We start from the raw sequence: 24467 nt of genomic DNA, 5'->3' as shown, positions 1-24467 counted from the left end.
GCTTTGAAATAATATATGGCACAAGAGGACAAGAAGTTAGCATTTTCCATCTATCTGTATTTAGGAGCCTTGTTTATCACCTCCTTGGTCGTGTCGAATCTTATTTTTCAAAAATTTTTCTCGTGGAGTCCTTTTGGTGATGTGACTGTTTTTGGAGCTCCACTTTTTGAACTTTCGGTAGGTATTTTACCCTATCCCATCACTTTTTTGATCACCGATTTGGTCTCGGAGATTTTTGGTCAAAAAAAGGCAAACCAAGTGGTTACTGCTGGTATTTTTGCCTCGTTTTTTTCCATGGGCATTATTTTATTGGCCAATTATTCCAATGCCATTCCATCATCACCAGTAGATGACACCACCTTTACCAAAGTATTTGGATTGTCCCCACTAGGGGTTTTGGCTTCCATGTTGGCCTACTTGGCTGCCCAGTATATCGATATTACCATTTATCACTTTTGGAAAAGGGTTACTCAAGGTAGGATGCTTTGGCTCAGAAATAATTTTTCCACTTTTTCATCACAGTTTATCGACACCCTTACCGTAGTAAGCCTTTTGTGCATTTTTGGTGTACTTCCGTGGGATAAATTCTATGGATTGCTCGTTAGCGGAGTAATTTTTAAAATGATGATTGCCCTGCTCGACACCCCTTTGCTCTATTTCTTCGTATATCTAATGCGAAAAAGATTTAATTTAAAAATTGGGGAAGAAATTTCTTTGGATTGATAACTTCTCCTTTAATTTGTTGTAAAACATATAATTATGAAGAAAAAAGTCCTAAAAATTACTGGTATAACCCTACTTATCCTACTAGCAATCATTATTGCGCTCCCGTTGTTTCTTCAAGGTAAAATTGAAGAAATCATCAAAAGCAAAGTCAACAATAGCATTAATGCTACTTTGGATTTTGAAGAAGCGGACCTTAGCCTTCTCAGGAGTTTTCCAAATGCCAACGTGGAGATCACCAAACTATCTTTGGTCAATAAGGCCCCTTTTGAGGGAGATACTTTGTTCGCCTCATCAGAGATAGAATTGGCCATGTCCATAAAAGAGTTGTTTAAATCTGCCAATGAACCGATTGTTATCAAAAGCTTGAACATTGATGGCGCCAAGTTGCACATTAAGGCCGATGCTGATGGAAATGCGAACTACGACATAGCAAAAGAGGAAGAAGACACACCTTCCACATCATCTGAGGAATCCAGCGACAACTTTACACTGAACATGGATTCCTATGCCATTACCAATTCCGAAATTATTTATGAGGACTTGGGCAGTGGGATGAAACTTGAAATTGCTGAAATGAATCATTCGGGAAGGGGTGACCTTTCCTTGGAAAAGTCTGAATTAAAAACCCTTACCGACGCTTTGGTGTCCTTTGAAATGGACAGCACCAAATACCTGAACAAAAACAAAATCAATTTGGATGCACTTATCGGTATCGACCTAAGTGAGAACAAATACACTTTTTTGGATAACAAGGCTTTAATCAACCAATTGCCTTTGGTGTTTGATGGTTTTCTAAAGGTGAACGAAGACAATCAAGAAGTGGACATCACTTTTAAAACACCATCTTCGGACTTTAAAAACTTTTTGGCCGTAATTCCCGAAGCTTATGCCTCAAACATAGAGAATGTTGAGACCACTGGTAATTTTGAAGTAAATGGCGAATTTAAAGGCGTGGTAGATGATGAGCATATTCCTGCTTTTAAAATTGCTGTCAACTCTGAGAATGCATCTTTCAAGTACCCAGATTTGCCCAAATCGGTGCGTAATGTATATATCGATACCGAAATTAACAACGAAACGGGAATCACTGAGGATACTTATGTGAACATTAACAGGCTCTCCTTTCTTATTGATAAAGATAAATTCAACCTGAACGCAAAAATCAGGGAATTGATGGGCAATACCAAAGTGAATGCCCATATGGACGGAACCATCAACTTGGCGAATATTTCCCAAGCTTATCCTGTTCCCGAGGATTATAACCTCAAAGGCATTCTAAATGCAGATGTTACTACTGCTTTTGACATGGCATCCTTGGAGAAAAAGCAATATCAAAATACAAAGACCAACGGAAAGGCGTCTGTGTCCGGGTTTGAATATGCTTCGGAAGAACTTAAAAATCCAGTGGCCATCAACGCTGCGGCGGTTACTTTTAACCCCAACATGGTTACTTTGGATTCTTTTAAGGGAAAAACGGGAAGTACCGATTTTGATGCAAGGGGTACACTGACCAATTTGTTGGGTTTTATGTTCAACAATGAAAATATCGAAGGGAATTTTACACTTGCCTCCAACCAGTTTGCTTTGAACGATTTTATGGTCGAGGAAACTGAGGAAACCTCTGAAACGTCAGAAGACGGAACAGGTTCCACCCCAACAGGAGAAGAGCGTATCAAAATACCTTCGTTCTTGGATTGTACGGTGGAAGCTTCTGCCAATACGGTTGTTTACGATAACCTGAATCTAAAAAATGTAAAAGGAACCCTGGTCATTAAAGATGAAACGGCTACGGTAAAAAATCTTACTTCAGATTTATTCGGTGGTACCTTGGGAATGTCTGGCTCGGTTTCTACCAAGGAAGAGGCCTCTACTTTTGATATGGACCTTGGAATGAGCAATTTCAATATTGGGGAATCTTTTGCTGGGTTGGATATGTTAAAGACATTGACACCCTTGGCGGCTGCCCTTCAAGGTAAACTGAATTCAGATATCAAAATCGCAGGAAACCTAAACGAGGATTTTACACCAAACTTGGCAACCATATCAGGGAACTTGTTGGCGGAATTATTGTCCCCGACATTGGATGCCCAAAAGGCGCCTTGGGTTTCTTCATTGGACAGTAAACTGAACTTTTTGGATGCCAAGGAGATCAATTTGGATGGACTAAAAACCGCATTGAGTTTTGATAATGGTTCCGTTAAGGTTAAGCCGTTCACGCTAAAGTATAAGGATATCAACATTAATGTTGATGGTAGCCATACCTTTGACAAGCAAATGCAGTACAAGGCCACCTTGGACGTGCCAGCCAAATATTTGGGCAACGAGGTAAATAAATTGATCTCCCAAATGAATGATGAAAGCCTTGGAGATGTAACCGTACCTGTAACCGCAAATATTGGTGGCAATTTTACCAATCCATCTGTGAGTACGGATTTAACTTCCAGTGTAAAGACCCTGACTTCTAAATTGGTGGACATGCAAAAGAATAAATTGGTGAACCAAGGCAAGGATAAAGCCAAAGACCTGTTGTCCGATGTGTTTAAAAAGAATGAATCAGATAGCACAGCCTCCAAGTCCGATGGTGTAAAAGAGGTTATTGGAAATATATTGGGCAGCAAAAAGGACACCACAGCTACGGATAGCACAAAAACCGAAAAGGAGGACGAGGTGAAAAATGCCGCAAAATCCATTTTGGGCGGACTGCTCAGTAAAAAGAAAAAGGATACGGTAAACTAAAATGAAGGGCGATTTTAAAATTGCCCTTTTTTATTTCTTTATTTCGCTATCTAGTAAACTTAGAATTTCATCCAGACTTTTCATCAATGGATCGTAGTGCTCGGTTTCCGTTTTGATACTGGTCAGTATGAACATGAGCATATTGTTCTCAAACTCTTTCGACTTTAAAAGATTACGGTTGCTCGTTCGGTCCGAACTAGTGGGAATCCCCAATTCATTGGAAACCCCTGTTAGGTCATACAGTGTTTTGATGCTGTTTTCTTCGCTGCGGAACATATCGAGTATCTTGTCCCGCTCATTGGCCAGCATCATTTCTTGTTTTGATATGTCCTCAATATTGGAAACCCAATTGGTCAAAAGAATCCGCAGGCGGGGATTGGCGATATCTTTTAAACTCCCCGAATTGATCATTTCGTTTAAAAGGGAATTGTTCGGGTTGAACGAAATATCGAAAGCCAAGGCGTTATACAGCAAATTGGCGAGCTCTTGCTCATCGGGTAGGTTTTCCGAGTCAACCATATAGACCAAAATTTTCTTAGAGTCCTCATAGCTTTGCTTGTTAAAGGTTATGAGTTCTTTTAATTTGGTTTGGCTGGTCTCGAACTCATTCCGAAGTCCCATAAGGTAAATCTGCTCTTTTTCCCGTTTGATGCTTTGCTCATTGGCATTATCTATGGCAAGCGCAATAAGGATGCCGATAACCACCAAAACAATTTCACCAATGGCATATAATAGATAATTACTGACTTTTTTCTCGGCAATCAGTTCTTTCCTGATTTTTCTAAAAAACTTGAGCATGGTTGGTTGTTCAGTTTCGGTATAAACTTAAAATGATTAATTATAGCCTGTAGTTACAGCAAATATAATAGTCAATGCTGCAATCAATAGCATTAGCAAGGTAGGTTTTAGGGCAAATTTGAACCATTTGTTATAGGGAATGTTTGCGATGGCGATTACGGCCATCAATGCCCCGTTGGTAGGAACGATCATATCTGCCATTATAGCTCCATATTGATAGGCCAACACACAAATTTGTCTTGATAATCCGATTAAATCCGATAGGGGAACCAATATGGGCAGTGTTAAAATAGCCTGTCCGGAATAACTGGGAACCGGAAAATGTAAAAAGACATGCGAGACCATCATAAGTACCCCGGATACAGCTGGAGAAAAATTTTGTAAGGGACCAAACAGTCCATAAACAATGGAATCCATAATCATTCCCTCGGTCAATAAAATGGAGATACTGTTGGCCAAACCGATTATGATGCTTGCAAATACCATTTCTTTCATCCCTGCAATATAGGTTTCACCAGTTTTGTTCCAGCCCATTTTTGCGACCAGTCCACATACAATACCAAGAGCAAAAAAGCAACCGGACATTTCACTAAAGCCCCATTCAAACTGTATAATTCCAAAAATCACAATGGAAAAAGTTATACCCAAGAGCAGTAGGATTATTTTGCTGCTTTGGCTAAATGAGGTGTCTTGTGAAGTCATTTTCACTTTTTCTATCCTATTGTTCTTGGCATAATAAAGAAGATAAAGTATCCAAACAATTGAAGCTATCAAAAGTACAATAAGTCTCAGCGAACTACCGGAAAGTAATGGTAGTGCGGCCTCTTTCTGTGCCAAAATAACTCCAAACGGATTGGAAGCGCCAAAGGAGCTCCCAACAACCGTGGAACCATAACTGGCAAAGAGCATGGTGAAGGCATTGTATCCCAAACTTTTACCAAACAAGAGTAAAATAGGGGTCAGGGCGACCACTTCTTCTTGAAGACCTATGGTTGCTCCCCCTGATATAAAAAGTACGGCAAGTAGTATTAGTGCCAGACCCTCCTTTCCCTTAAGAGAAGAAACTAATTTTACCAATCCCTGGTTAAAGGCCTCTGTTTTTTCAATGAGGTAAAAACAACCCCCTATCAATAGTATAAGAATAATGAGGTCGGCTCTTCCGGAAATTCCTCGGGGAATGGAAACAAGAAGATCTAGAAAGGATGGGCTGCTGGCATTTATTTGTTGGTAAGAATCGTTGACTACCCTAGCAACCCCTGTTTCTTCGTCAAGTATTCTTTCATAGGACCCTTGGGGAATCAGATAAGTAAATATCCATGCAATAAGTATAACTAAAAGAAGGATGACAAAAGCATTCGGAAATTTTTTCATAAGGTTGGTTTTTCAATGTATGGTGGTGAATGCAATCAAACTTGATTGAATTCAATAATGGTTCAAGCTTAATAGAGTCCATGCATGAAAATCATCCTAACATAGTCCGATGGTTATTTGAAAGTGGGGCGGATAATTGGTTGAGCAAAATATGCTCTCACAATCAGAAAGATACAATTTATTCCGAGACCCTTTTTAAATTTTGTAGGATGGAATGTTGAAACAAATAATTATGAGCTTTTGATTCATCTGTTGGGGTTGATGTATTTCTTGACACATAAGTAGCCTACTATGGTTACCAATTCGTTGATGATGAACAATAAACCAATTCCTATAATGGATTGTGATAGAATGCCCATGTCGACCATTACATATTCCAAAATACCAAAAAAGGGCCCCCAGATGATATAGGGCAATAATATGAGATAAAACAAAAACCACAGCATCTTACGTTTGTTGGATATGGCTCTATAGGCTACAATTAATGGAGGAATGCATATTGCCCAGATTACAATGGTCACAATTGCATATGTTGTGTATGTGTTTCCAAATATATGTACGGAGGCAAAAAGCTCATCATTCATACCAAACATTGGCATTACCATACGTTGCAGGGGGAGTTGGGCAAAAATCATTGCGAAGCCCAAATGTTTTTTAAAATCTGATGCTCCCTTTTTGAGGAAATAGGTGCCAACATACATCATAATAAAACTGAACAAAGGTCCCGCATAGGTGGCCAAATAGGTTATTTTACCAACATTGCATGCCATGGAAAAACGGTTGAAACTTTTTGTGCCCCATTCACCGCAAATAAAGTAGCCAACAAAATGGTGGACCAGCTCATGCAAGGAAGAATATAGCATGATGATGCAGTAAAAAGCCAATAAATAACGCCAAGTGAGTTTAAGCCGAATCATAATCTAGTTTTGAGGTTAACTTTTAATGATATCAACTAAATTACGGTATCTAAAGCTTGTTGAGATACTTGACTTTACGGTTGCTCCATATCATTTTACCAATGGCCCTTTTGGTTTGATATGTAAGAATTAGTTACTCAAAATCCCATCGAAAACAGAGATGGTCATAAAGTACGGAAGAGACCTTTGTGTACTAGATAAAATCTATTCCCACAAAGTATCCTTCACTTCCTCTAACATTGAATACCGTATTGTCCTCAAAAATGAGGTACTGTCCTTTAATGCCTTTTAAAACACCTTTGTAGCTTGGGGTTTTATCCAGATTAAGACTTTTCACCTTTTCGGGATATTTCAAGACGGGAAATTCTAACTGGGTTTCTTCCTTGTCATCCAAAAAATAATCGATTGCTTCATCGGGAATGCTTGACTTCAGTTTGGACCTCCATTCTTTCAAATCCACATCCTCAATATCATTTTTGAGCATTTTTTGCCAACTGGTCTTGTCGCTCACATGTTCTTTTAGTGCTACTTCGGTAATTCCTGCCAAATAACGGTTGGGGACTTCCACAATTTCAATAGCTTCGTGTGCCCCTTGATCTATCCATCGGGTAGGTACTTGGGCTTTTCGGGTAACCCCGACTTTAACATTGCTGGAATTGGCCAAATACACAATATGTGGCTGGAGCTGCATCTTTTTTTCAAACTCAAGGTCGCGGTCCTCCTTGTTCAAATGGGCGGTGCTCAGTTCCGGTTTCATGATCCAATCACCTGCGAGGGGTGTTTCATAAAAGCAAGATTTACAAAATCCCTGACGGTAAATAGGTTTGTCCTCCCCACAATTCAAACATTGGTATTTTATAAAATCTATTTGAAGTTCCTTGTTCAACGCTTGATTCATATTGATAAAGTCGTTTTCAAAAACCAAAAAATATTGAATGGGGTTTCCAATTTCCGTTCGCATCTTTCTTAGGACTCCTTCGTATAGCATATTAAAATGAATGTGTTTATCTTATTTGAAAATGAGTGTTAGAAAAGCTATTTTAGCAGTTACACCAACCTAATTTTCTTTGGTTAAAGATACCTAAAATGCCAATACCATTATTCAACTCCATTGCTTCTTGGTTATTGAGAAAGCGCTATCACCAGATAGAACTTTTTTTAAAGTATCCTTTGGATGTACAGGATGAGGTATTGCGTAAGCTTGTGGACTTTTCCAAAGACACCATGGTCGGTAAGCAATATGGTTTTCAAGACTTACCAAAATATGATGAGTTTAGAAACCGCGTTCCCATTGTAACTTACGAAGATATTGCACCGCTTATTGAACGCACTCGTCGTGGTGAACAAAACCTATTCTGGCCTACTTCCATTAAATGGTTTGCAAAAAGTAGTGGAACCACAAATGCAAAGAGCAAGTTTATTCCTGTAAGTACGGAGGCATTGGAGGACTGTCATTATAAATCCAGTAAGGATTTATTGTGTTTGTATTTGAACAATAATGAGAATTCCCAATTGTTTACGGGTAAAAGCCTTAGGTTGGGAGGTAGTAAAGAACTCTACGAGGACAATGGAACTTTTTTTGGTGATCTCTCCGCTATATTGATCGATAATATGCCACTGTGGGCCGAATACAGTAGCACGCCGAGCAACAAAGTTTCTTTAATGACCGAATGGGAATCCAAATTGGAGGCCATTATAGAAGAAAGCATAAGAGAGAATGTAACCAGTTTGGCGGGGGTTCCGTCTTGGATGTTGGTGTTGCTCAATCAAGTTTTGGAGAAAACGGGAAAGAACCATCTTTTCGAGCTTTGGGAAAACTTGGAAGTCTATTTTCATGGAGGGGTAAGTTTTACACCCTATAAAAATCAGTATAAAAAACTATTGCCCCGTAAGAAGTTCAACTATTATGAAACCTACAATGCATCGGAAGGATTTTTTGGCATACAGGATCAAAATAATTCCGATGAACTTTTGTTGATGTTGGACTATGGTATTTTTTATGAGTTTATCCCGATGGATGCCAATGGGGAAGGGGAGCAGGCCATTCCACTTTGGGAGATACAGTTGGGGGTGAACTACGCCATGGTTATTACTACCAATGCCGGATTATGGAGGTATAAAATTGGGGATACCATTCGGTTTACTTCTAAAAATCCGTATCGAATTAAGATTACAGGCCGAACCAAACACCATATCAATGTTTTTGGTGAAGAGTTGATTATTGAAAATGCAGAAGAGGCCCTGAAGCAAATTTGTGAGAAAACCGAGGCGGAAATTATGGATTACACAGCCGCCCCAATTTTTATGACCGGTAAGGAAAAAGGCGCCCATGAATGGATTATAGAATTTAGAAAACCGCCAGAAGACATGGCGTATTTTACCGAAGTGTTGGATAACGCTTTAAAGGCCCTCAATTCGGACTATGAAGCCAAGCGGTATAATAATATTACTTTAAAAATGCCAAAAGTGCATATTGCCCGTAAAAACTTGTTCCATGACTGGCTTAAATCCAAGAACAAATTAGGAGGGCAACACAAGATTCCAAGGTTGTCCAATGAACGTAACTATATTGAAGAACTCTTGCAAATGAATTAAATTAGTGTAACCAACCTCAACCCTATGAATTTTCAGCAAATCTTTGATTTTTTTCTGATCATAGGGGCAGTGCATGGGTTTTTGTTTGTGATCGGCACTTTTTTGATTCGGAAAAAGTTTGAGATTCAAGTAATTTTTCTAAATCTTTTTGTCCTATTCCTTTCGCTCAATAATTTTCAGACTTGGTTGTTGGAGAAAAACTTTTTTTACCAACACTTTTTAGGAGGACATTTTATCTTTCCATGGTATTTATTGATTGTGCCTTCGTTTTATGCATTTTTGGTGTATTATCTCGGTATTCAAAAGAAACGATGGCCTTTTGTTTGGGTGTCCCTGATTCTTTTTGCCGTTGGAATAATGGTTAGATTGTTCATTATATATATGGTTCAAAGGAACATATTCGATGTTTCTGTGGTGCGTAGGTTTAACTTGGCCGAAGATATGGTCGCACTTTCGTATTCCATTTTTCTCTATGTAAAATCGATACGCTTACTATTTCATTACAAGAATTTATATCCAGAAATTTTAAAAATGGATAATCTCAATTGGATTAAATGGTTTTTGAGATTAGGAGGTATTGTGTTCCTGTTCTGGATGTTCGCAGTAATTTTGAATACCCTTGCAAAAAACCAAAATCCTTTTTATAGTTATTATCCGCTACGCTTTTTTTCATCCCTGTTGATTTATTGGGTAGGTTATCAAGGTTTTTTTCAATATGTGGTATTGAAAGATAGGATTGGACTGCGTTCTGTTTTGGCAAAAAGAAAGCCTGTACAAAGTATGGAACAGGATGTAAACCAAAAACAGAATGTTTTCGCTTCCATTGATGAATACATAAAAACCAACCAACGGTATCTGGACCCTTTATTTAGTTTAAACGCTCTTGCAGATGAGTTGGAAATGGGAACCAGTAAACTATCCAAGGTTATCAATGAACATGGTGGTGAAAACTTTTCCGACTATATCAATGCCATGCGGGTATCGGAAGCAAGACGTATTCTGGCCGATACTGAGTATAAAGATTATACTATTGTGGCCATAGGATTGGAGTGTGGTTTCAATTCGAAATCCGCATTCTATTCTTCATTCAAAAAGATTTGCGGTAAGACTCCATTAAGTTATCGAAATCAATAATAGAAACTTGTCCTGATTTTTCCGTAATGGATGTTTTAGGACACCTAATTTTTTATGTGACGCTAGTTTTGGGTTGAAACTAAAATATACCGTCATGAAAAATTTTATCACATTTAGCATTGTACTCTTTTCTGGTTTTGTTTGGGCCCAGGATAATTTGATCTATGGTGAGCTAGGGGGTGCCAGCCCAATGCTCTCCGTTAATTATGAGCGTCAGTTTTTTGATAATTCACATATCAATATTAGGGCGGGTGTTGGTGTTAGTTTCTGGGAAACTTTTGACAATGCCAATGTTACGGCTCCCTTGGGATTATATTATCTCCAAGATGTAAAAAATGGAAACTTTATAGAATTAGGTGTTACCACTACTTTGAATTTAAGCAGTCTATCGTCCAGTAACTACGGGTTTTTATTGCCCAATATTGGTTATCGAAAGTATTACGCAAATAAAAAGGGATTTTTAAAATTAACCTTTTGTCCCGTAATTTTTGATAAAGATGAATTTTTGCCTTGGGCAGGTATTTCCGTGGGGCAAAGGTTTTAAACCATAAGAATGGAAATTAGCCAAATACACATTAAAATACGCGCATTACATAATAAAAGTGGATTTACGAAAACGTTTTCGTAAATTAATCCCATTCGTCGTAAAAACATTTCTTTTGAACAAATAAAAACGGATTTACCACGTTTATTGATGAAATTCCCCCTATCAAATCTTATATAAACACCAAACCATTAAAATCATGGCAGAAAAACTTGTTGTAATTTCAGATAAATGGGGAGCTAAAAAAGGGCTTTGGATTGCCTCTTATTTTGGTTACCTTCAGCAGTATTACGATATCGTGTTCCACGATTGTCAACAATTGGGAAATGTCGATGTTCCTATATTTTCAGAAGAAAACATAGATAAGGCCTTTCAAGAAAAAGGTATAGATAGAGCGGTTTCCAACTTGATTAAAAAAGAGACCGAACAAGCCCATTATTTAGCTTTTGGAACTGGCGCCACGGTTGCCTACAAAGCATCACTAAAAGGTTTGCCCGTTAAATCAATTACCGCAATCTCCGCTATGGGTATTGAATCGGAAGAACAACCACTTAATGCGGATATAAAATTAATTTATGGTGAGTGCGATAAATCCAAACCTGGTTTAAAGTGGGCCAAAAGTGTTGGGGCTAATCTTAGAATTGTTCCCAATTTTGGGCATACCCTTTACTCAGACGAGAAAATAATCTCAGAGATTAGTCTGGAGCTTTTGGAGAATATCACTAAAAACTTGGTTTAAGAAACTGCTTTTAGTTTTTTGACCGTCTCGTACGAAAGTTTTTTCTCAGCATAACCTTTGGTGACCTTGAACTCAGTTTCATCGCTGCTCGGCAATGTAAACATGGCGTCCGTAAACACAGCTTCGCATAAAGAGCGTAATCCTCGGGCACCAAGCTTATATTCCACGGCTTTTTCAACAATATAGTCCAATGCCTGATCAGTGATGGTGAATTTGATATCATCCATAGCAAACAGTTTTTCGTACTGCTTTATGATCGCGTTCTTTGGCTCTGTTAGAATAGCTCGAAGTGTTTTGGAATCCAAAGGATTCATGTGGGTGAGTACAGGAAGCCTTCCAATAATTTCCGGGATAAGTCCAAATTCCTTTAAGTCCTTTGGTATAATGTACTGGAGGATATTTTCTTGATCAAGGTTCTCTTCTGCTTTTGAAGCGCTGTAACCTACTGCTTGCATGTTCAAGCGTTTGGTGATGATACGTTCTATACCATCAAAAGCACCACCCGCTACAAAGAGGATATTTTCGGTATTAACCTCGATGAATTTTTGGTCTGGATGTTTTCGGCCACCTTTTGGGGGAACGTTTACCATGGTTCCTTCCAAAAGTTTTAAAAGTCCTTGCTGAACACCTTCCCCGGAAACATCTCGGGTAATGGAGGGGTTGTCACTTTTTCTAGCGATTTTATCAATTTCATCAATAAAAACAATACCGCGCTCTGCTTTTTCCAAGTTGTAGTCTGCAGCTTGTAACAAACGAGTCAAAATACTTTCCACATCTTCACCAACATAACCCGCTTCTGTCAATACTGTGGCATCGACAATGGCTAGGGGTACATTCAGCATTTTGGCAATAGTCTTGGCTATAAGGGTCTTACCTGTACCGGTTTGCCCAACCATGATAATATTGCTCTTTTGGATTTCGATATCTTCATCCTTGCCTTTAGGCTGCAACAATCTTTTATAGTGATTGTACACCGCTACGGACATTACCTTTTTGGTTCTTTCCTGACCAATCACAAAAGTGTCCAAGAAATCATGAATCTCCATAGGTTTTTTCAAAACCAATTCTGAAGATAAGTCTTGATTTTTAGTCTGTTTGGACTCTTCGGCTACTATACTATGGGCCTGTTCTATGCATCTATCGCAAATATGCGCATCAAGACCGGCGATCAATAAATTGGTTTCCGGCTTTTTTCTACCACAAAAAGAACATTCCAAATTTTCCTTTGCCATAAATTTTAATCTTCAACCAATAATAACGCAAAAAATATAAATTTGTTCTACGTTAAGTGGTTGTTTTTTAATCAATTGGAGGGATTTTACTTTTCTCTTACTAATATTTCATCAATCATTCCATATTCTTTGGCTTCTGGTGCCCTCATCCAGAAATCACGATCACTGTCTTCGTAGACCTTCTCGAAAGTTTGGCCTGTATGCTTTGAAATGATTTGGTAAAGCTCATCTTTTATTTTGAGTACTTCTTGGGCAGCAATTTCAATATCACTGGCCTGACCCTGTGCTCCAGAAAGTGGTTGGTGGATCATTACTCTTGAATGTGGTAATCCACTTCTTTTACCTTCGTGTCCAGCACAAAGTAGAACGGCTGCCATAGATGCGGCAATTCCTGTGCAAATGGTGGCCACATCTGGTTTTATGAACTGCATGGTATCATAAATACCCAATCCTGCATACACACTTCCTCCCGGGGAGTTAATGTATATTTGGATGTCTTTAGAGGCATCGGCACTTTCCAAGAAAAGCAATTGTGCCTGTACAATATTGGCTACCTGATCATTGATACCGGTTCCCATAAAAATAATTCTGTCCATCATCAATCTGGAGAAAACATCCATGGCAACTGCGTTCAATTGCCTTTCTTCGATGATATTCGGGGTCATGTTCATGGGGTACATGGTACTCATGATCTTATCGTAGTACATGCTGCTTATGCCATGGTGCTGGGTAGCGTATTTTTTAAATTCTTTTCCGTAATCCATAGGATTTGACTCGATTTATCTTAAAAAAAAGGTGCCGAAAAATTGGCTTTCCGGCACCGTAAAGATACTTAATTTTCTTTTAGCGAAGCCTTAGCTGTATGCTTCCTTGATGAAGTCGTCATAAGAGACTTCCTTCACTTTAAGGTTAGCCTTTTCTTTGTAAAGGTCCAAAAGTTTTTGGCTCATCAGTTGTTCGGATAGTCTTTTAACCTCGTCCTGATTGCTCATAACCCTGGCCGCAACACTTTCCAACTCTTCTTCTTTAGGGTCTAGATGACCATATTGTGCCATCTGTGATTTGATGAATCCCTTAGCGAAATCCTTTAGCTCATCAAACTGAACTTGAAGTTCGTTTTCTTGAATTATTTTACCTTCAATCAATTGGTAACGAAGTCCTTGTTCCGATTTTTCAAACTCTTCTTTGGCTTCATCCTCGGTAAGTGGGTTTTCGCCACTGATCTGGATCCATTTTCTCAAGAAATCGGAAGGAAGCTCGAATTTGGTTTCGTCAATCAATTTTTCAGTGATATCGTTCAACAATTTTTGATCGGACTGTTGTTCGAATTGTTTTTCTGAATCTTCTTTGATTCTGTCTTTCAACTCTTTTTCAGAAGTCACTTTGCCCTCACCAAACAATTTATCAAAAAGCTCTTGATCCAAGGCGGCTGGTTCTCGCTCGTTGATTTCCTCAATAGTAAAGGTTACGTCAACTTTTAGGCCATCTGCCTTATCTTTGGCAATTCCCAAAGCATTTGGCAGAAGGTAATCTTCCTTAAAAAGTCCTTTTGTTGAAAGGGTAACGGTATCTCCTACTTTTTTACCTACAAGGGCATCAACAGCTTTTTTGCTCTTGATTTTATCCATTTCAATGGTGGTCTTGTGGTCGATTTCTTCTTCTTCGTTGGCAAAGGAACCGGTAACTTCATCTTTTTTACCAACTTCTGTCTTGGAAATCAATTTTCCGTATTGCTTTTGAATACGTTCCACTTGCTCCTCGATCATTTTTTTGTCGGCCACAATTTTATATTGGGTAACCGCCTTTTTGGTCTTCAAGTTAACATCGAAGCTTGGTGCCAATCCCAATTCAAATTCAAAATCAAGATTGTCCTTTTCCCAATCAAAATCGTCTTGTTGTTTTGGAAGTGGATTTCCCAAAACATCTAATTTTTCTTCGGTAAGGTATTTGTTCAGATTATCTTGTAGCAACTTGTTTACTTCATCCACCAAAACAGCTTTACCATACTGCTTTTTGATAAGTCCCATGGGAACTTGTCCTTTTCTAAAACCAGGAATGTTGGCCTGTTTTCTGTAATCCTTAAGGATTTTCTCTACTTTGTCTTGATAGTCTTCTTTGCTTATGGCAACCTTTACAACTGCATTAAGATCGTCAATCTGCTCTTTGGTTATATTCATTTCCTACCTAAATTATCTTTCTAAAAATGGGATGCAAAAGTAATGCTTTTTTGCGTTGTCACCAATTTTTTAAACCATTGACTTTCAAACAAAATGAATTCTATTGATCTTCTTTTAAAATAGAGTGTAAAATAGCTTGTAAAAAAGAGAGCAGAAGACTGAAAATAATTGCCCACCAAAAACTGGTGACATGGAAACCATCAATAAGATTGGAGGTTAAAAGAATAATAATTGCATTGATCACCAAGAGAAAAAGTCCCAAAGTAAGAATGGTAATGGGCAGGGTTAAGATAACCAAAATAGGTTTTACCAGAAAGTTTAGAATACTTAGTACAATGGCAACGATAATAGCTGTAAGCATGGAATCGACTCCCACTCCAGGTAGCATGTAAGAAAGTATCACAACGGCCAAGGCGTTCAGCAATAATCTTATAATAAGTTTCATAGATGTGTTTTTAAGGTTTTAATAATAAAAAAAAGACACCGATCAACGGTGCCTTTAAGATAAAGAAAATAATGTTTGTTTAGTCAATATATAGTCCGGTATAATCCAAAGGATTAACCCCGGGCAAATTAGAATTGTATTTTGTATTGATAGCTTCAATAAAGGCATTGGCCACAATGGCATAGCCTCTTGGTGCGGGGTGAACTCCATCTAATGAAAATCCTCCTCCTGTAGCAAACTTTGCTGTAACAACACTTCCGTCGCCTAGCTGGACACCGTTAGCGTTAAGGTTGCTCAACAAAGCGTTGGCATCAACAAATGCAAGGTCGTAAGCGGCAGCCAAACCAGCGATGGTTTGGTTATATGAGGTTAAAGCGGTTTCCACTATATCTTGTTCCTCTGGGGTCAAAACCCATTTGTCTGCCAATGGAACGGCTACTCCATTGATAGAAGTAGGGTTGTTGGGGTCGGCCAATGTCCCGATAAAGGTACTTGAGGTAAGTACCATTAAGTCATCTGCAGTGGCTTGTCTCATATTGATTAATGCGGGGTTGAAACCGGTAAGATCGGTAAGGTCTTCATCTATAATGACAACAGGATTCCCTTCACCAGCATTAAATGTTATAGTTCTTTGTGCCAATTCATCTTCGGTGATTAGGCCAAGTCCCTGCAATTGTGCCAAACCTGCATTGTATGCTCCATAAGCCTCTGCACTGTTCAAGAAGGCAGCGGTGGCTTCATCCAAAGGAATAGGGTTGTGGGGTACTGTAGTAAAATATGGTAAATCTGTTACATTTGGTAAATTGGCGATAACGCCTTTGGCTCCATTGGCTGTCATGGTGCCTAGCACACCGTCGATTACTCCTGCAAAAAGGGTTGGGTCTGTTATGTCTTCTCTTGCATAGGTTGTTGCGTCCAAGTTTCCTGCTTGATTGACTCCGGTACCGCCACCTACGGCATAAAGCAGGATGTCATTGGAACCGGCCCACAAAGTGAAAAAAGTAGCGCCCTGCGATGCGGCATCTGCAATTATTGTTGTGGATTCAGACGATGAAAACCTCGCAAAGTAAGGGTTGGCCGTACCCATGGCAACACCAGTTACACTACCGTACCCAGGTGCCAATAATTCATAACTTTTGGTGCCGGGAACCCCCATATTATTGAAGGGGCCGGTTAACTTGCTCGAAACCTCAGTGGTTCCAGTACCTGAAACTGGCACAGGTGCAGGACTTTCACCAAGAAAGGATAAAATCAGCCTGTTTTCCGTAATCTTGTTTCCTCCCAGTATCATGCCTCCTAAATTGTCTGCCATAAAAGGAATTCCAAAATCTCCTCCGCCTACAAGTGCAAAATTTTGAGCTAGCATATTTGGAAATGATGCTTCCTGACCTGCAATGAAAAGGGCATTGTCGGAATATCCAGCAGTAAGAGAGCTTCCAACTGCCACGTATTTGGTAAAATCTGCAGTTCCTGATGTATATTCTACTGGGGTTGGGTCTGGTGTGTCGATTGGAGTATCATCTTCACATGCAATCAAGAATAAGCCTAGAAATGGGAGTAGGGCATAAAACTTTTTCATATCAAATAATCTGTATCAGTTAGTTTATGTTAATCGTTATGGTAAAACCAGAATTAACCAAATCTATATCAAATTTGTCATACAGACAATTAAACGGGTAAAAAAATTATGCATGCATAATAAAAAGGGGTAAATTTTAAGAATTCAGAAACCTAAAACTCTTTTCAAAAAATTGATTCGGATTTTCGGCATGTAGCCAATGCCCAGCTTTATCGATGGTTTCGATTTCAGCATTGGGGAAGTGCCTTTTTATTTCCGCAAAGTCATTGGATTGTATATACTCGGATCTATCACCACGTAGAAAAAGGGTAGGTCCATCAAAAATAGCGTTGGGGAATATGTTGTCACCTATTTCTTCCATTTTGTTCTTTAAAACATCGAGATTAAATCGAAAACCAAGTCGGTCTTTTTGGGCCCAGTAGAGGTTTTTTAACAGGAACTGCCGAATTCCTCTATCCTTAATATGTTTGGAAAGCTCCTCATCAGCTTCTCTGCGGTCGGATATTTTGTCAAAATCCAAATGGGAAAGACCATTGAAGATAAAATCGTGATGTGGAGGGTAGAATTTTGGTGCGATATCCGCTACAATCAATTTTTTCACCCTGTCTGGGTGTGAGGTTGCCAGTTGCATGGCCGTTTTACCACCCATGGAATGACCCATAACAAAAGCGGCGCCTATGTTGTGATGATACATATAATTAATGACATCATCACTTAATAAATCATAATTGAATTCGGGGGAATGAAAACTTTTTCCATGGTTTCGTTGATCTATCAAATGAACTTCGAATCCATTTTCTGAATATTTGGAGCCTAAAGTTTTCCAGTTATCGGACATTCCTAAAAAACCATGTAGGATTATAAAAGGTTGTCCTTTGCCCAATATTTTTGAATGTAATATCCCCATTATTTTAATCGGTGTAAATACATGTTTACCACATTTTCAAGACCCAGGTAGAGGGATTCACAGATTAATGCGTGCCCGATGGACACCTCTAAAAGATGCGGAATATGCTCTTTAAAGAATTTTATATTGTCCAAACTAAGGTCGTGCCCAGCATTGAGTCCTAGCCCAACTTGGTGTGCCATTTTGGCTGCCTCTACAAACGGAGCTACGCCCTTTTCTTTATTGCCTTTGGTAAATTCGTCAGCAAAGCTTTCGGTATAAAGCTCTACTCGGTCTGTACCTGTTGCTGCAGCTCCTTTCACCATCTCTACATCGGGATCAACAAAAATGGAGGTGCGGATGCCATTCTCTTTGAACGTCTTGATCACATCAACCAGAAAATCCTTGTGTTTAATGGTATCCCAGCCTGCGTTGGAGGTAATGGCGTCCACGGCATCGGGCACCAAGGTTACCTGGGTGGGTTTGACCTCCAGTACTAAATCAATAAATTTTGGAATGGGATTGCCTTCAATATTAAATTCCGTAGTCACCACTTTTTTTAGGTCTCGGGCATCTTGGTAGCGTATGTGTCTTTCATCCGGTCTTGGGTGAATTGTGATGCCTTGTGCGCCAAAGGATTCGATGTCTTTGGATGAAGTTATCAGATTGGGCACGTTGCCTCCCCTGGAATTACGTAATGTTGCCAGTTTATTTATGTTGACACTCAACTTTGTCATGGAGTTCTTTTTTAGATTGTCAAAAATAAGAATTCGGCATGCCTTTTGCCATTTTAAATTAGTATTTTGCACCTAATAGAATTGTTATGAACATTCAAGATAAAATAATCGGTACAGTTCCAGTTTTTAAGGTATCGCAAACCTTGAAGGACGTAATCACCTTTTTTGAGGAGACCACGTATTCCCATGTGGGTGTTACTGAAAATGGCGCTTATTTGGGATTGTTGTCGGAAAATGATCTTGCCTGTTTTGAGCCCAAGAAGAAAATTGATGATTTTAGGTTTGAAATGGAAGACTTTTTCGTAACCAAGGAGACTGCTTGGTTGGATGTACTGGAAATGTTCTCTAGGAACGAAGCCAATATCTTGCCAGTTTTGGATGATGACCGTTTAATTGTTGGTTACTATGATCTTGAAGATGTGGTGGATGTATTTATTGATACTCCTTTCTTCAGGGAACCAGGAGCCATTTTGGTGGTTTCGATTGGGGTGAAAGATTATTCCTTTAGTGAGATTGCCCAAATTGTGGAAGGTAACAATGCCCGTTTATTGGGGGCGTTTATCACCGAGTCCGAGAATGATATTGTTCAAATCACCTTAAAAGTCGGTACGCAGAGTTTAAACGAGGTGGCCCAAACTTTTAGAAGGTATAACTACACCATTGTATATGGGAACAGCGATGATCAGTTCTTGGAAGATTTGAAACAACGTTCCGACTATCTAGAAAAATATCTTAACGTTTAGTATGAAAGTAGCCATTTACGGTCAGTCTTTTCAAGAAGAGGACCAGCTTTGCGTAGAGGAACTTTTGGACGAATTGAAGAAGTTGGATGCATCTGTTTATGTTGAGGAAAACTTCAATGAGCTTGTGGCTACAATCACCAAAGAACAAGTAAAAGGGACATTTACCCAATCCAAGGGATTGGATTCTTCCTTTGATATGTTTGTGAGTTTTGGTGGGGATGGCACCATGTTGAGGGCCGTTACCTATATTAAGGACTATGGTATCCCCATAGTTGGTGTCAATACTGGCCGTCTGGGATTCTTGTCCACCTTTAAGAAAGAAAATGTTCGTAAGCTCGTCACCGAATTTGTAGCTGGCCATTATACCATAGAGGAACGTACCTTGGTAGAAGTAGAACTCAATTCCGAACTGGACGAATTTAATGGGCTCAATTTTGCCCTGAACGAAATTACCGTAAGCCGCAAGGATACGACTTCCATGATTACTGTGGAAACTTGGTTGGACGATGAATATTTGACTTCATACTGGTCCGATGGATTGATTGTTTCCACCCCAACGGGTTCAACGGGATATTCCCTGAGTTGCGGTGGTCCCGTAATAGCACCTTCGGCAAAATCTTTGGTGTTGACCCCGATTGCTCCACATAACCTTAATGCCCGCCCATTGGTTATTTCTGATAGTACTCAAATCAGGTTAAAGGTATCCGGAAGGGAACAGACACATTTGGTTTCTTTGGATTCACGTATCGCCGATATCCCGAACGGTAAGGAAATTAGAATCAAAAAAGCGGACTTTACCATAAAAATGATCGAGTACAAGTCCGAAAGTTTCTTAAAAACATTGCGTAACAAATTACTTTGGGGGGAAGATCGTCGCAATTGATAACTTCAAAAACAATAAAAGGAACGAAAAACTGTTTAACAAAGGAGAACAATTCTAAATATAAATCTATAGACCCTCCTTTACTCTTAAATCTTCAAACTTTTTGGATAGTATGCGGATAGTTTTGGCTGTTTTTCTATGCTGTGTGATCAAGGTAAGTGCGCAGACCTACGAGATAGGGGTGTTTGCCGGAGGCGCCAACATGATAGGTGATGTGGGGAGGACCAATTATATCTTGCCTTCGGGGCCTGCTTTTGGTGGAATCTTTAAGTGGAACAAAGGAAAACGCTATGCTTGGCGTGCAAGCGTACTTTATGGCAAAGTCACCGCCGATGACACCAAATCCAGTATGGAATCTCGACAGCAAAGGGGGTATGTAGTGGATAATTCCATTTTGGAGTTTTCTGCCGGACTGGAAATTAACTTTGTGGAATATAATTTACATAAGCTCGGACCCGCCTTCACGCCTTACCTTTACACGGGTATAACTTACTTCAGGTACGATTTTAATTATATTGATGCCCTTCAGATGCAGGATATTAACCAAAAAGAAGGTAGTTTTGCAATTCCAATGACGGTTGGGGCTAAGTATCGTTTAAATCAATCTCTGATTCTTGGGGCCGAAATTGGGGCCAGGTATACTTTTACGGACAATTTGGACGCAAGTAACCCGGAAGGTTCCAATTTTGAGCAATTCCGATTCGGGAATATATTGAGCGATGACTGGTACGTTTTTTCAGGTATAACATTAACCTATACCTTTGGACGTAAGCCTTGCCAGGATTGTTTTCAATAAAATGAACACACTAGAGGACGTAGACAAAGAAAAACTACCGCAACATGTGGCCATTATTATGGATGGTAATGGCAGATGGGCCAAGCAACGCGGTAAGCTCCGTATGTTTGGTCATGAGAATGGGGTGGATGCTGTAAATCAGACAGTTGAGAGCTGTGCAAAACTCCAAATACCTTTTTTGACCCTTTACGCATTTTCTACCGAAAATTGGAAACGCCCCAAAACGGAGGTGGATACTTTGATGAGGCTGTTGGTGAATGTCCTTAAAAAGGAACTCAAGACTTTAAATAAGCATAATATTCGGTTAATGGCCATTGGAAAAATCGACACATTGCCCGAAAAAGTCCATAAGGAACTTACCGAGGTAATGTCCAAAACAGCAAGCAACTCGGGTATGACCCTCACGCTCGCATTGAGCTATGGCTCCCGAGAAGAGATAAAAACTGCGGTTCAGAAGATTGCCATCAAAGTTAAAAATAACATAATTTCCCCCGAAAATATTGATGAAACAGTTATAAATACACATCTTTACGCGCACTTTTTGCCTGATGTAGACCTACTTATCCGCACAAGTGGCGAATGCAGGATAAGTAATTTTTTACTTTGGCAGATTGCATACGCCGAATTATATTTTATTGATGTATTTTGGCCCGACTTTAGAGAAAACCATTTGGTGGAGGCCATACTAAGTTACCAAAATAGAGAACGACGATTTGGAAAAACGAGCGAACAACTTAATTAAGGGTATCACAAATTCTATACTTTCAGCCCTTATTATCCCCTTACTATTATTTTCAGCCCAGGGTATTGGCCAAGAAACCTCCTTTGAGGAAGGCAAGCAATATGTTTTGGGAGGATTAACGGTCACTGGATTGCAAAGCTATAACGAGCAAACTGTAAAGAGTTATACGGGTTTGCGAGTTGGCCAGCCAATTAAGGTGCCGGGCGATGAAATCAGTGCGGTAATCAAAAAGTTGTGGAACCTTGATTTGTTCAGCAATGTTGAAATGTACTACACCAAAGTCGAAAACGATAAAATTTTCTTGGAACTTAATATTACCGAGCGCCCAACATTAAATAATGTTACGGTTTACGGGGTTAAAAAACAAAAGGTAGAGGATATCATCGACGATACAGACCTTAAAAAAGGTAAGAAAATAACAGAGAGTTTAATTGCGAATACCAAAAACTACCTACAGAATAAGTATAAAAAACAAGGTTTTCTTAATGCAAAGGTCAATATCGCTACTACTGCGGATACTACTGGAAATAACGTCCAGAACATGGTAATCAATGTAAGCAAGGGCGATAAGGTTAAAATTAGGGACATCAACTTTGTTGGCAACGAAAAAATTTCCAATAAAAGGCTTAAAAAATCTTTGAAAAACACTAAAAAGAAAAAGTTATTCCGCTTTTGGAAAAAGTCCAAGTACATTGAGGCTGACTTTGAGGAAGATCTTTCAAATTTAGTGGATACCTATGCAGAAAGAGGGTACCGGGATGCTAGGGTGCTATCGGACAGCTTTGTAAAGTTGGATGAAAAGAATATCGAACTGGTCATTGAAGTAGAAGAAGGCGATAAGTACTACTTCGGGGATATCAACTTTGTTGGGAACTCGGTTTATTCAGACAGGGTGCTGAGCCAAGTATTGGGAATCAAAAAAGGAGACACCTATAATGGTGTATTGCTTAAGGAGCGTGTTGCCGATGATTCCGACCCAGATGCTGAGGATTTGACCAATCTTTACCAAAACAATGGCTATTTGTTTTCAAGTATCAACCCAGTTGAGGTTTCTGCAGTAAACGATACAATCGATTTTGAGATACGAATCATAGAAGGAAAGGAGACTTTCTTGGATCATGTTACTGTTTCAGGAAACGATAAGACCAACGACCACGTAATCTACAGGGAAATTCGAACAAGACCAGGTCAAAAATATAGTAAGTCCAATATCGTAAGGACGATTAGGGAATTAGGTCAGCTTGGATTTTTTGATGCCGAGCAAATAGTGCCGGATATTCAAAACCCGAATCCCAATGCAGGTACAGTAGATGTAAACTACAGCCTTGTTGAATCAGGTTCCAGCCAAATTGAACTACAAGGTGGTTTCGGTGGTGGTGGTTTTATTGGTACACTGGGACTTTCTTTCAGTAACTTTTCTCTAAAGAATATCTTTAACAAAGAAGCTTATAAACCTGTTCCCATGGGAGATGGGCAAACATTTGCCCTACGCTTGCAGGCCAGTAGGACTTTCCGTGTATATAGTTTGAATTTCTCCGAGCCATGGCTTGGGGGTAAAAAGCCAGTTAGGTTTAATTTTTCACTATCAAGAACACAGCAATTTGCTACGGGTTATAATCAAAATGGGAGGATTGATGTTGATAAAGATCGAGGATTCGCCATTACGGGGGTATCTGCCGGTTTGGCAAAACGAGTGCAATGGCCCGATGATTTCTTTACCATTTCACATTCCTTGAGTTATCAGTTGTACGATTTTAATGATTACAATAGCGGACTTTTCAATTTTGGTAATGGAAGTTCCAACTCGTTGAGCTATACTTTTGGTATCTCAAGAAGTTCTCAAGGGCCTAGTAGAATTTTCCCAACTTCCGGTTCTAATTTTGAATTAACAGCAAAATTCACCCCGCCATATTCCCTTTTCAGTGGAAAAAACTTTAAGCAGTTAAAACAAGATATTGATGATACTACCCGTAAACTTTTTGAAATCGGAAATCCTGATACTGCAGAAGAGCAGCTAGAGTTTAATCAGTTGAGCAATGATTTGGAGCAAATGGAAGAGGAGCGTTTCAAGTTGTTGGAGTATTATAAGATTAAGTTCAAGGGAGATTGGTATCAAGCAATTGTAGGTAAGCTCACTTTACGAACAAATGCCGAATTTGGATTTTTAGGTGCTTATAATCACGATATTGGAGATGTTCCTTTTGAGCGTTTTTATGTTGGAGGTGACGGTCTAGGAAACTTTACCTTGGATGGTAGAGATGTAGTGCAATTGCGTGGTTACGAGAATCAATCCCTTACACCATATATTACAAATCCCATTACAAGTAGATTGGAGCAAGATGGAGGAACCATTTATAACAAATTCTCTTTGGAACTCCGATATCCACTAACTTTAAAGCCCACAGCATCTATATATGCACTATCATTTTTGGAGGCTGGTAACGCCTTCAACAATTTTAATGATTATAATCCGTTTGAGTTAAAAAGATCTGCCGGAGTGGGGCTACGTATATTTATGCCGGCATTCGGACTCTTGGGGATTGATTTTGGTTACGGCTTCGATAGCGATGCCCGTCCAGGATCTGTAGGGCCAAGTGGCTGGCAAACGCACTTCATCATCGGGCAGCAGTTTTAATCAATGAAAAATTGTGTATTGCTAATTTGTAAGTAATTCATTTTAAATAAAT

22 protein-coding genes are annotated in these 24467 nt (G+C 39.3%); 11 read left to right on the top strand and 11 right to left on the bottom strand.

From position 1 onward, the window contains the following. Nucleotides 1-15 precede the first annotated feature (15 nt). Together ACQQ5U_RS16060 and ACQQ5U_RS16055 are read left to right on the top strand one after the other, a co-directional pair. Nucleotides 16-723 carry a queuosine precursor transporter gene (locus tag ACQQ5U_RS16060; RefSeq protein WP_437399081.1) on the top strand — a complete coding sequence of 236 codons (708 nt, stop codon included), beginning with the start codon at nucleotides 16-18 and terminating at the stop codon, nucleotides 721-723. 36 nt (nucleotides 724-759) lie between these two features. After that, entirely contained in the window at nucleotides 760-3462 is a 2703-nt protein-coding gene (locus ACQQ5U_RS16055; RefSeq protein ID WP_437399079.1) for an AsmA family protein, read from the top strand. 30 nt (nucleotides 3463-3492) lie between these two features. Here ACQQ5U_RS16055 and ACQQ5U_RS16050 read toward each other — a convergent pair whose 3' ends face one another. From ACQQ5U_RS16050 to ACQQ5U_RS16035, 4 genes are all read right to left on the bottom strand, one after another. Next, a complete protein-coding gene (locus ACQQ5U_RS16050; protein WP_437399077.1) occupies nucleotides 3493-4260 on the bottom strand; it encodes a DUF6090 family protein in 768 nt (255 codons plus the stop codon). A 36-nt stretch (nucleotides 4261-4296) separates the two neighbouring features. Further along, nucleotides 4297-5631, bottom strand: coding sequence for a YfcC family protein (locus tag ACQQ5U_RS16045; RefSeq protein ID WP_437399075.1), 1335 nt, complete (start codon nucleotides 5629-5631; stop codon nucleotides 4297-4299). Nucleotides 5632-5876: 245 nt separating this feature from the next. Beyond that, nucleotides 5877-6548 carry a hypothetical protein gene (locus tag ACQQ5U_RS16040; protein WP_437399073.1) on the bottom strand — a complete coding sequence of 224 codons (672 nt, stop codon included), beginning with the start codon at nucleotides 6546-6548 and terminating at the stop codon, nucleotides 5877-5879. 193 nt (nucleotides 6549-6741) lie between these two features. After that, nucleotides 6742-7536 carry a DUF2797 domain-containing protein gene (locus ACQQ5U_RS16035; RefSeq protein WP_437399072.1) on the bottom strand — a complete coding sequence of 265 codons (795 nt, stop codon included), beginning with the start codon at nucleotides 7534-7536 and terminating at the stop codon, nucleotides 6742-6744. Between the two features lie 98 nt (nucleotides 7537-7634). On the opposite strand from ACQQ5U_RS16035, the gene ACQQ5U_RS16030 reads away from it, so the two are divergent. The 4 genes from ACQQ5U_RS16030 (at nucleotide 7635) to ACQQ5U_RS16015 (ending at nucleotide 11560) form a co-directional block, all read left to right on the top strand. Then, nucleotides 7635-9143, top strand: a complete 1509-nt coding sequence (locus ACQQ5U_RS16030; protein ID WP_437399071.1) for a GH3 auxin-responsive promoter family protein — start codon at nucleotides 7635-7637, stop codon at nucleotides 9141-9143. 24 nt (nucleotides 9144-9167) lie between these two features. Continuing rightward, complete coding sequence (locus tag ACQQ5U_RS16025; RefSeq protein ID WP_437399070.1) at nucleotides 9168-10277, top strand: helix-turn-helix domain-containing protein; 1110 nt, start codon at nucleotides 9168-9170, stop codon at nucleotides 10275-10277. Nucleotides 10278-10371: 94 nt separating this feature from the next. Then, nucleotides 10372-10821 carry a hypothetical protein gene (locus ACQQ5U_RS16020; RefSeq protein WP_437399069.1) on the top strand — a complete coding sequence of 150 codons (450 nt, stop codon included), beginning with the start codon at nucleotides 10372-10374 and terminating at the stop codon, nucleotides 10819-10821. A 199-nt stretch (nucleotides 10822-11020) separates the two neighbouring features. Beyond that, entirely contained in the window at nucleotides 11021-11560 is a 540-nt protein-coding gene (locus ACQQ5U_RS16015) for a hypothetical protein (protein ID WP_437399068.1), read from the top strand. Here the strand turns inward: ACQQ5U_RS16015 and clpX are convergent. From clpX to ACQQ5U_RS15980, 7 genes are all read right to left on the bottom strand, one after another. Beyond that, the gene (clpX, locus tag ACQQ5U_RS16010; protein ID WP_437399066.1) at nucleotides 11557-12792 is read right to left on the bottom strand and encodes an ATP-dependent Clp protease ATP-binding subunit ClpX; all 1236 of its coding nucleotides are present in this window, start codon (nucleotides 12790-12792) and stop codon (nucleotides 11557-11559) included. The genes ACQQ5U_RS16015 and clpX overlap by 4 nt on opposite strands. 86 nt (nucleotides 12793-12878) lie before the next feature. Beyond that, nucleotides 12879-13556 carry an ATP-dependent Clp endopeptidase proteolytic subunit ClpP gene (gene clpP, locus ACQQ5U_RS16005; RefSeq protein WP_437399064.1) on the bottom strand — a complete coding sequence of 226 codons (678 nt, stop codon included), beginning with the start codon at nucleotides 13554-13556 and terminating at the stop codon, nucleotides 12879-12881. A 90-nt stretch (nucleotides 13557-13646) separates the two neighbouring features. After that, entirely contained in the window at nucleotides 13647-14969 is a 1323-nt protein-coding gene (gene tig / locus ACQQ5U_RS16000; RefSeq protein WP_437399062.1) for a trigger factor, read from the bottom strand. Nucleotides 14970-15069: 100 nt separating this feature from the next. Then, the gene (locus ACQQ5U_RS15995) at nucleotides 15070-15414 is read right to left on the bottom strand and encodes a phage holin family protein (RefSeq protein WP_437399061.1); all 345 of its coding nucleotides are present in this window, start codon (nucleotides 15412-15414) and stop codon (nucleotides 15070-15072) included. A 79-nt stretch (nucleotides 15415-15493) separates the two neighbouring features. After that, complete coding sequence (locus tag ACQQ5U_RS15990) at nucleotides 15494-16993, bottom strand: G-D-S-L family lipolytic protein (RefSeq protein ID WP_437399060.1); 1500 nt, start codon at nucleotides 16991-16993, stop codon at nucleotides 15494-15496. 136 nt (nucleotides 16994-17129) lie between these two features. Further along, nucleotides 17130-17900, bottom strand: a complete 771-nt coding sequence (locus tag ACQQ5U_RS15985) for an alpha/beta fold hydrolase (protein WP_437399058.1) — start codon at nucleotides 17898-17900, stop codon at nucleotides 17130-17132. After that, nucleotides 17900-18616: a pyridoxine 5'-phosphate synthase gene (locus ACQQ5U_RS15980; RefSeq protein WP_437399057.1), complete on the bottom strand. Its 717-nt coding sequence runs from the start codon at nucleotides 18614-18616 to the stop codon at nucleotides 17900-17902. Before ACQQ5U_RS15980 ends, ACQQ5U_RS15985 begins: the two co-directional genes overlap by 1 nt. An 86-nt stretch (nucleotides 18617-18702) precedes the next feature. Here ACQQ5U_RS15980 and ACQQ5U_RS15975 point away from each other — a divergent pair, with 86 nt between their 5' ends. The 5 genes from ACQQ5U_RS15975 (at nucleotide 18703) to ACQQ5U_RS15955 (ending at nucleotide 24415) form a co-directional block, all read left to right on the top strand. Further along, nucleotides 18703-19359, top strand: coding sequence for a CBS domain-containing protein (locus tag ACQQ5U_RS15975; RefSeq protein WP_437399056.1), 657 nt, complete (start codon nucleotides 18703-18705; stop codon nucleotides 19357-19359). 1 nt (nucleotide 19360) lies between these two features. After that, complete coding sequence (locus tag ACQQ5U_RS15970) at nucleotides 19361-20242, top strand: NAD kinase (RefSeq protein WP_437399055.1); 882 nt, start codon at nucleotides 19361-19363, stop codon at nucleotides 20240-20242. A 112-nt stretch (nucleotides 20243-20354) separates the two neighbouring features. Beyond that, nucleotides 20355-21038 carry a DUF6089 family protein gene (locus ACQQ5U_RS15965; RefSeq protein WP_437399054.1) on the top strand — a complete coding sequence of 228 codons (684 nt, stop codon included), beginning with the start codon at nucleotides 20355-20357 and terminating at the stop codon, nucleotides 21036-21038. A 1-nt stretch (nucleotide 21039) separates the two neighbouring features. Continuing rightward, on the top strand, nucleotides 21040-21780 hold the full coding sequence (locus ACQQ5U_RS15960; RefSeq protein ID WP_437399052.1) for an isoprenyl transferase: 741 nt from the start codon (nucleotides 21040-21042) through the stop codon (nucleotides 21778-21780). Further along, nucleotides 21752-24415 (top strand): BamA/OMP85 family outer membrane protein, encoded by a 2664-nt coding sequence (locus tag ACQQ5U_RS15955; protein WP_437399050.1) that lies wholly within the window; start codon nucleotides 21752-21754, stop codon nucleotides 24413-24415. Before ACQQ5U_RS15960 ends, ACQQ5U_RS15955 begins: the two co-directional genes overlap by 29 nt. Nucleotides 24416-24467: the final 52 nt, after the last annotated feature.

This window comes from Flagellimonas lutimaris, from assembly GCF_051494225.1.
Lineage (GTDB): Bacteria > Bacteroidota > Bacteroidia > Flavobacteriales > Flavobacteriaceae > Flagellimonas > Flagellimonas lutimaris_A.
Note: the sequence above shows the minus strand (reverse complement) of the source record. Positions and strands in the feature narration are given on the sequence as shown.

Coding starts and splice junctions, on each gene's coding strand:
- ACQQ5U_RS16060 (WP_437399081.1), top strand. CDS start 16: ATGGCACAAGAGGACAAGAAGTTAGCATTTTCCATCTATCTGTATTTA.
- ACQQ5U_RS16055 (WP_437399079.1), top strand. CDS start 760: ATGAAGAAAAAAGTCCTAAAAATTACTGGTATAACCCTACTTATCCTA.
- ACQQ5U_RS16050 (WP_437399077.1), bottom strand. CDS start 4,260: ATGCTCAAGTTTTTTAGAAAAATCAGGAAAGAACTGATTGCCGAGAAA.
- ACQQ5U_RS16045 (WP_437399075.1), bottom strand. CDS start 5,631: ATGAAAAAATTTCCGAATGCTTTTGTCATCCTTCTTTTAGTTATACTT.
- ACQQ5U_RS16040 (WP_437399073.1), bottom strand. CDS start 6,548: ATGATTCGGCTTAAACTCACTTGGCGTTATTTATTGGCTTTTTACTGC.
- ACQQ5U_RS16035 (WP_437399072.1), bottom strand. CDS start 7,536: ATGCTATACGAAGGAGTCCTAAGAAAGATGCGAACGGAAATTGGAAAC.
- ACQQ5U_RS16030 (WP_437399071.1), top strand. CDS start 7,635: ATGCCAATACCATTATTCAACTCCATTGCTTCTTGGTTATTGAGAAAG.
- ACQQ5U_RS16025 (WP_437399070.1), top strand. CDS start 9,168: ATGAATTTTCAGCAAATCTTTGATTTTTTTCTGATCATAGGGGCAGTG.
- ACQQ5U_RS16020 (WP_437399069.1), top strand. CDS start 10,372: ATGAAAAATTTTATCACATTTAGCATTGTACTCTTTTCTGGTTTTGTT.
- ACQQ5U_RS16015 (WP_437399068.1), top strand. CDS start 11,021: ATGGCAGAAAAACTTGTTGTAATTTCAGATAAATGGGGAGCTAAAAAA.
- clpX (WP_437399066.1), bottom strand. CDS start 12,792: ATGGCAAAGGAAAATTTGGAATGTTCTTTTTGTGGTAGAAAAAAGCCG.
- clpP (WP_437399064.1), bottom strand. CDS start 13,556: ATGGATTACGGAAAAGAATTTAAAAAATACGCTACCCAGCACCATGGC.
- tig (WP_437399062.1), bottom strand. CDS start 14,969: ATGAATATAACCAAAGAGCAGATTGACGATCTTAATGCAGTTGTAAAG.
- ACQQ5U_RS15995 (WP_437399061.1), bottom strand. CDS start 15,414: ATGAAACTTATTATAAGATTATTGCTGAACGCCTTGGCCGTTGTGATA.
- ACQQ5U_RS15990 (WP_437399060.1), bottom strand. CDS start 16,993: ATGAAAAAGTTTTATGCCCTACTCCCATTTCTAGGCTTATTCTTGATT.
- ACQQ5U_RS15985 (WP_437399058.1), bottom strand. CDS start 17,900: ATGGGGATATTACATTCAAAAATATTGGGCAAAGGACAACCTTTTATA.
- ACQQ5U_RS15980 (WP_437399057.1), bottom strand. CDS start 18,616: ATGACAAAGTTGAGTGTCAACATAAATAAACTGGCAACATTACGTAAT.
- ACQQ5U_RS15975 (WP_437399056.1), top strand. CDS start 18,703: ATGAACATTCAAGATAAAATAATCGGTACAGTTCCAGTTTTTAAGGTA.
- ACQQ5U_RS15970 (WP_437399055.1), top strand. CDS start 19,361: ATGAAAGTAGCCATTTACGGTCAGTCTTTTCAAGAAGAGGACCAGCTT.
- ACQQ5U_RS15965 (WP_437399054.1), top strand. CDS start 20,355: ATGCGGATAGTTTTGGCTGTTTTTCTATGCTGTGTGATCAAGGTAAGT.
- ACQQ5U_RS15960 (WP_437399052.1), top strand. CDS start 21,040: ATGAACACACTAGAGGACGTAGACAAAGAAAAACTACCGCAACATGTG.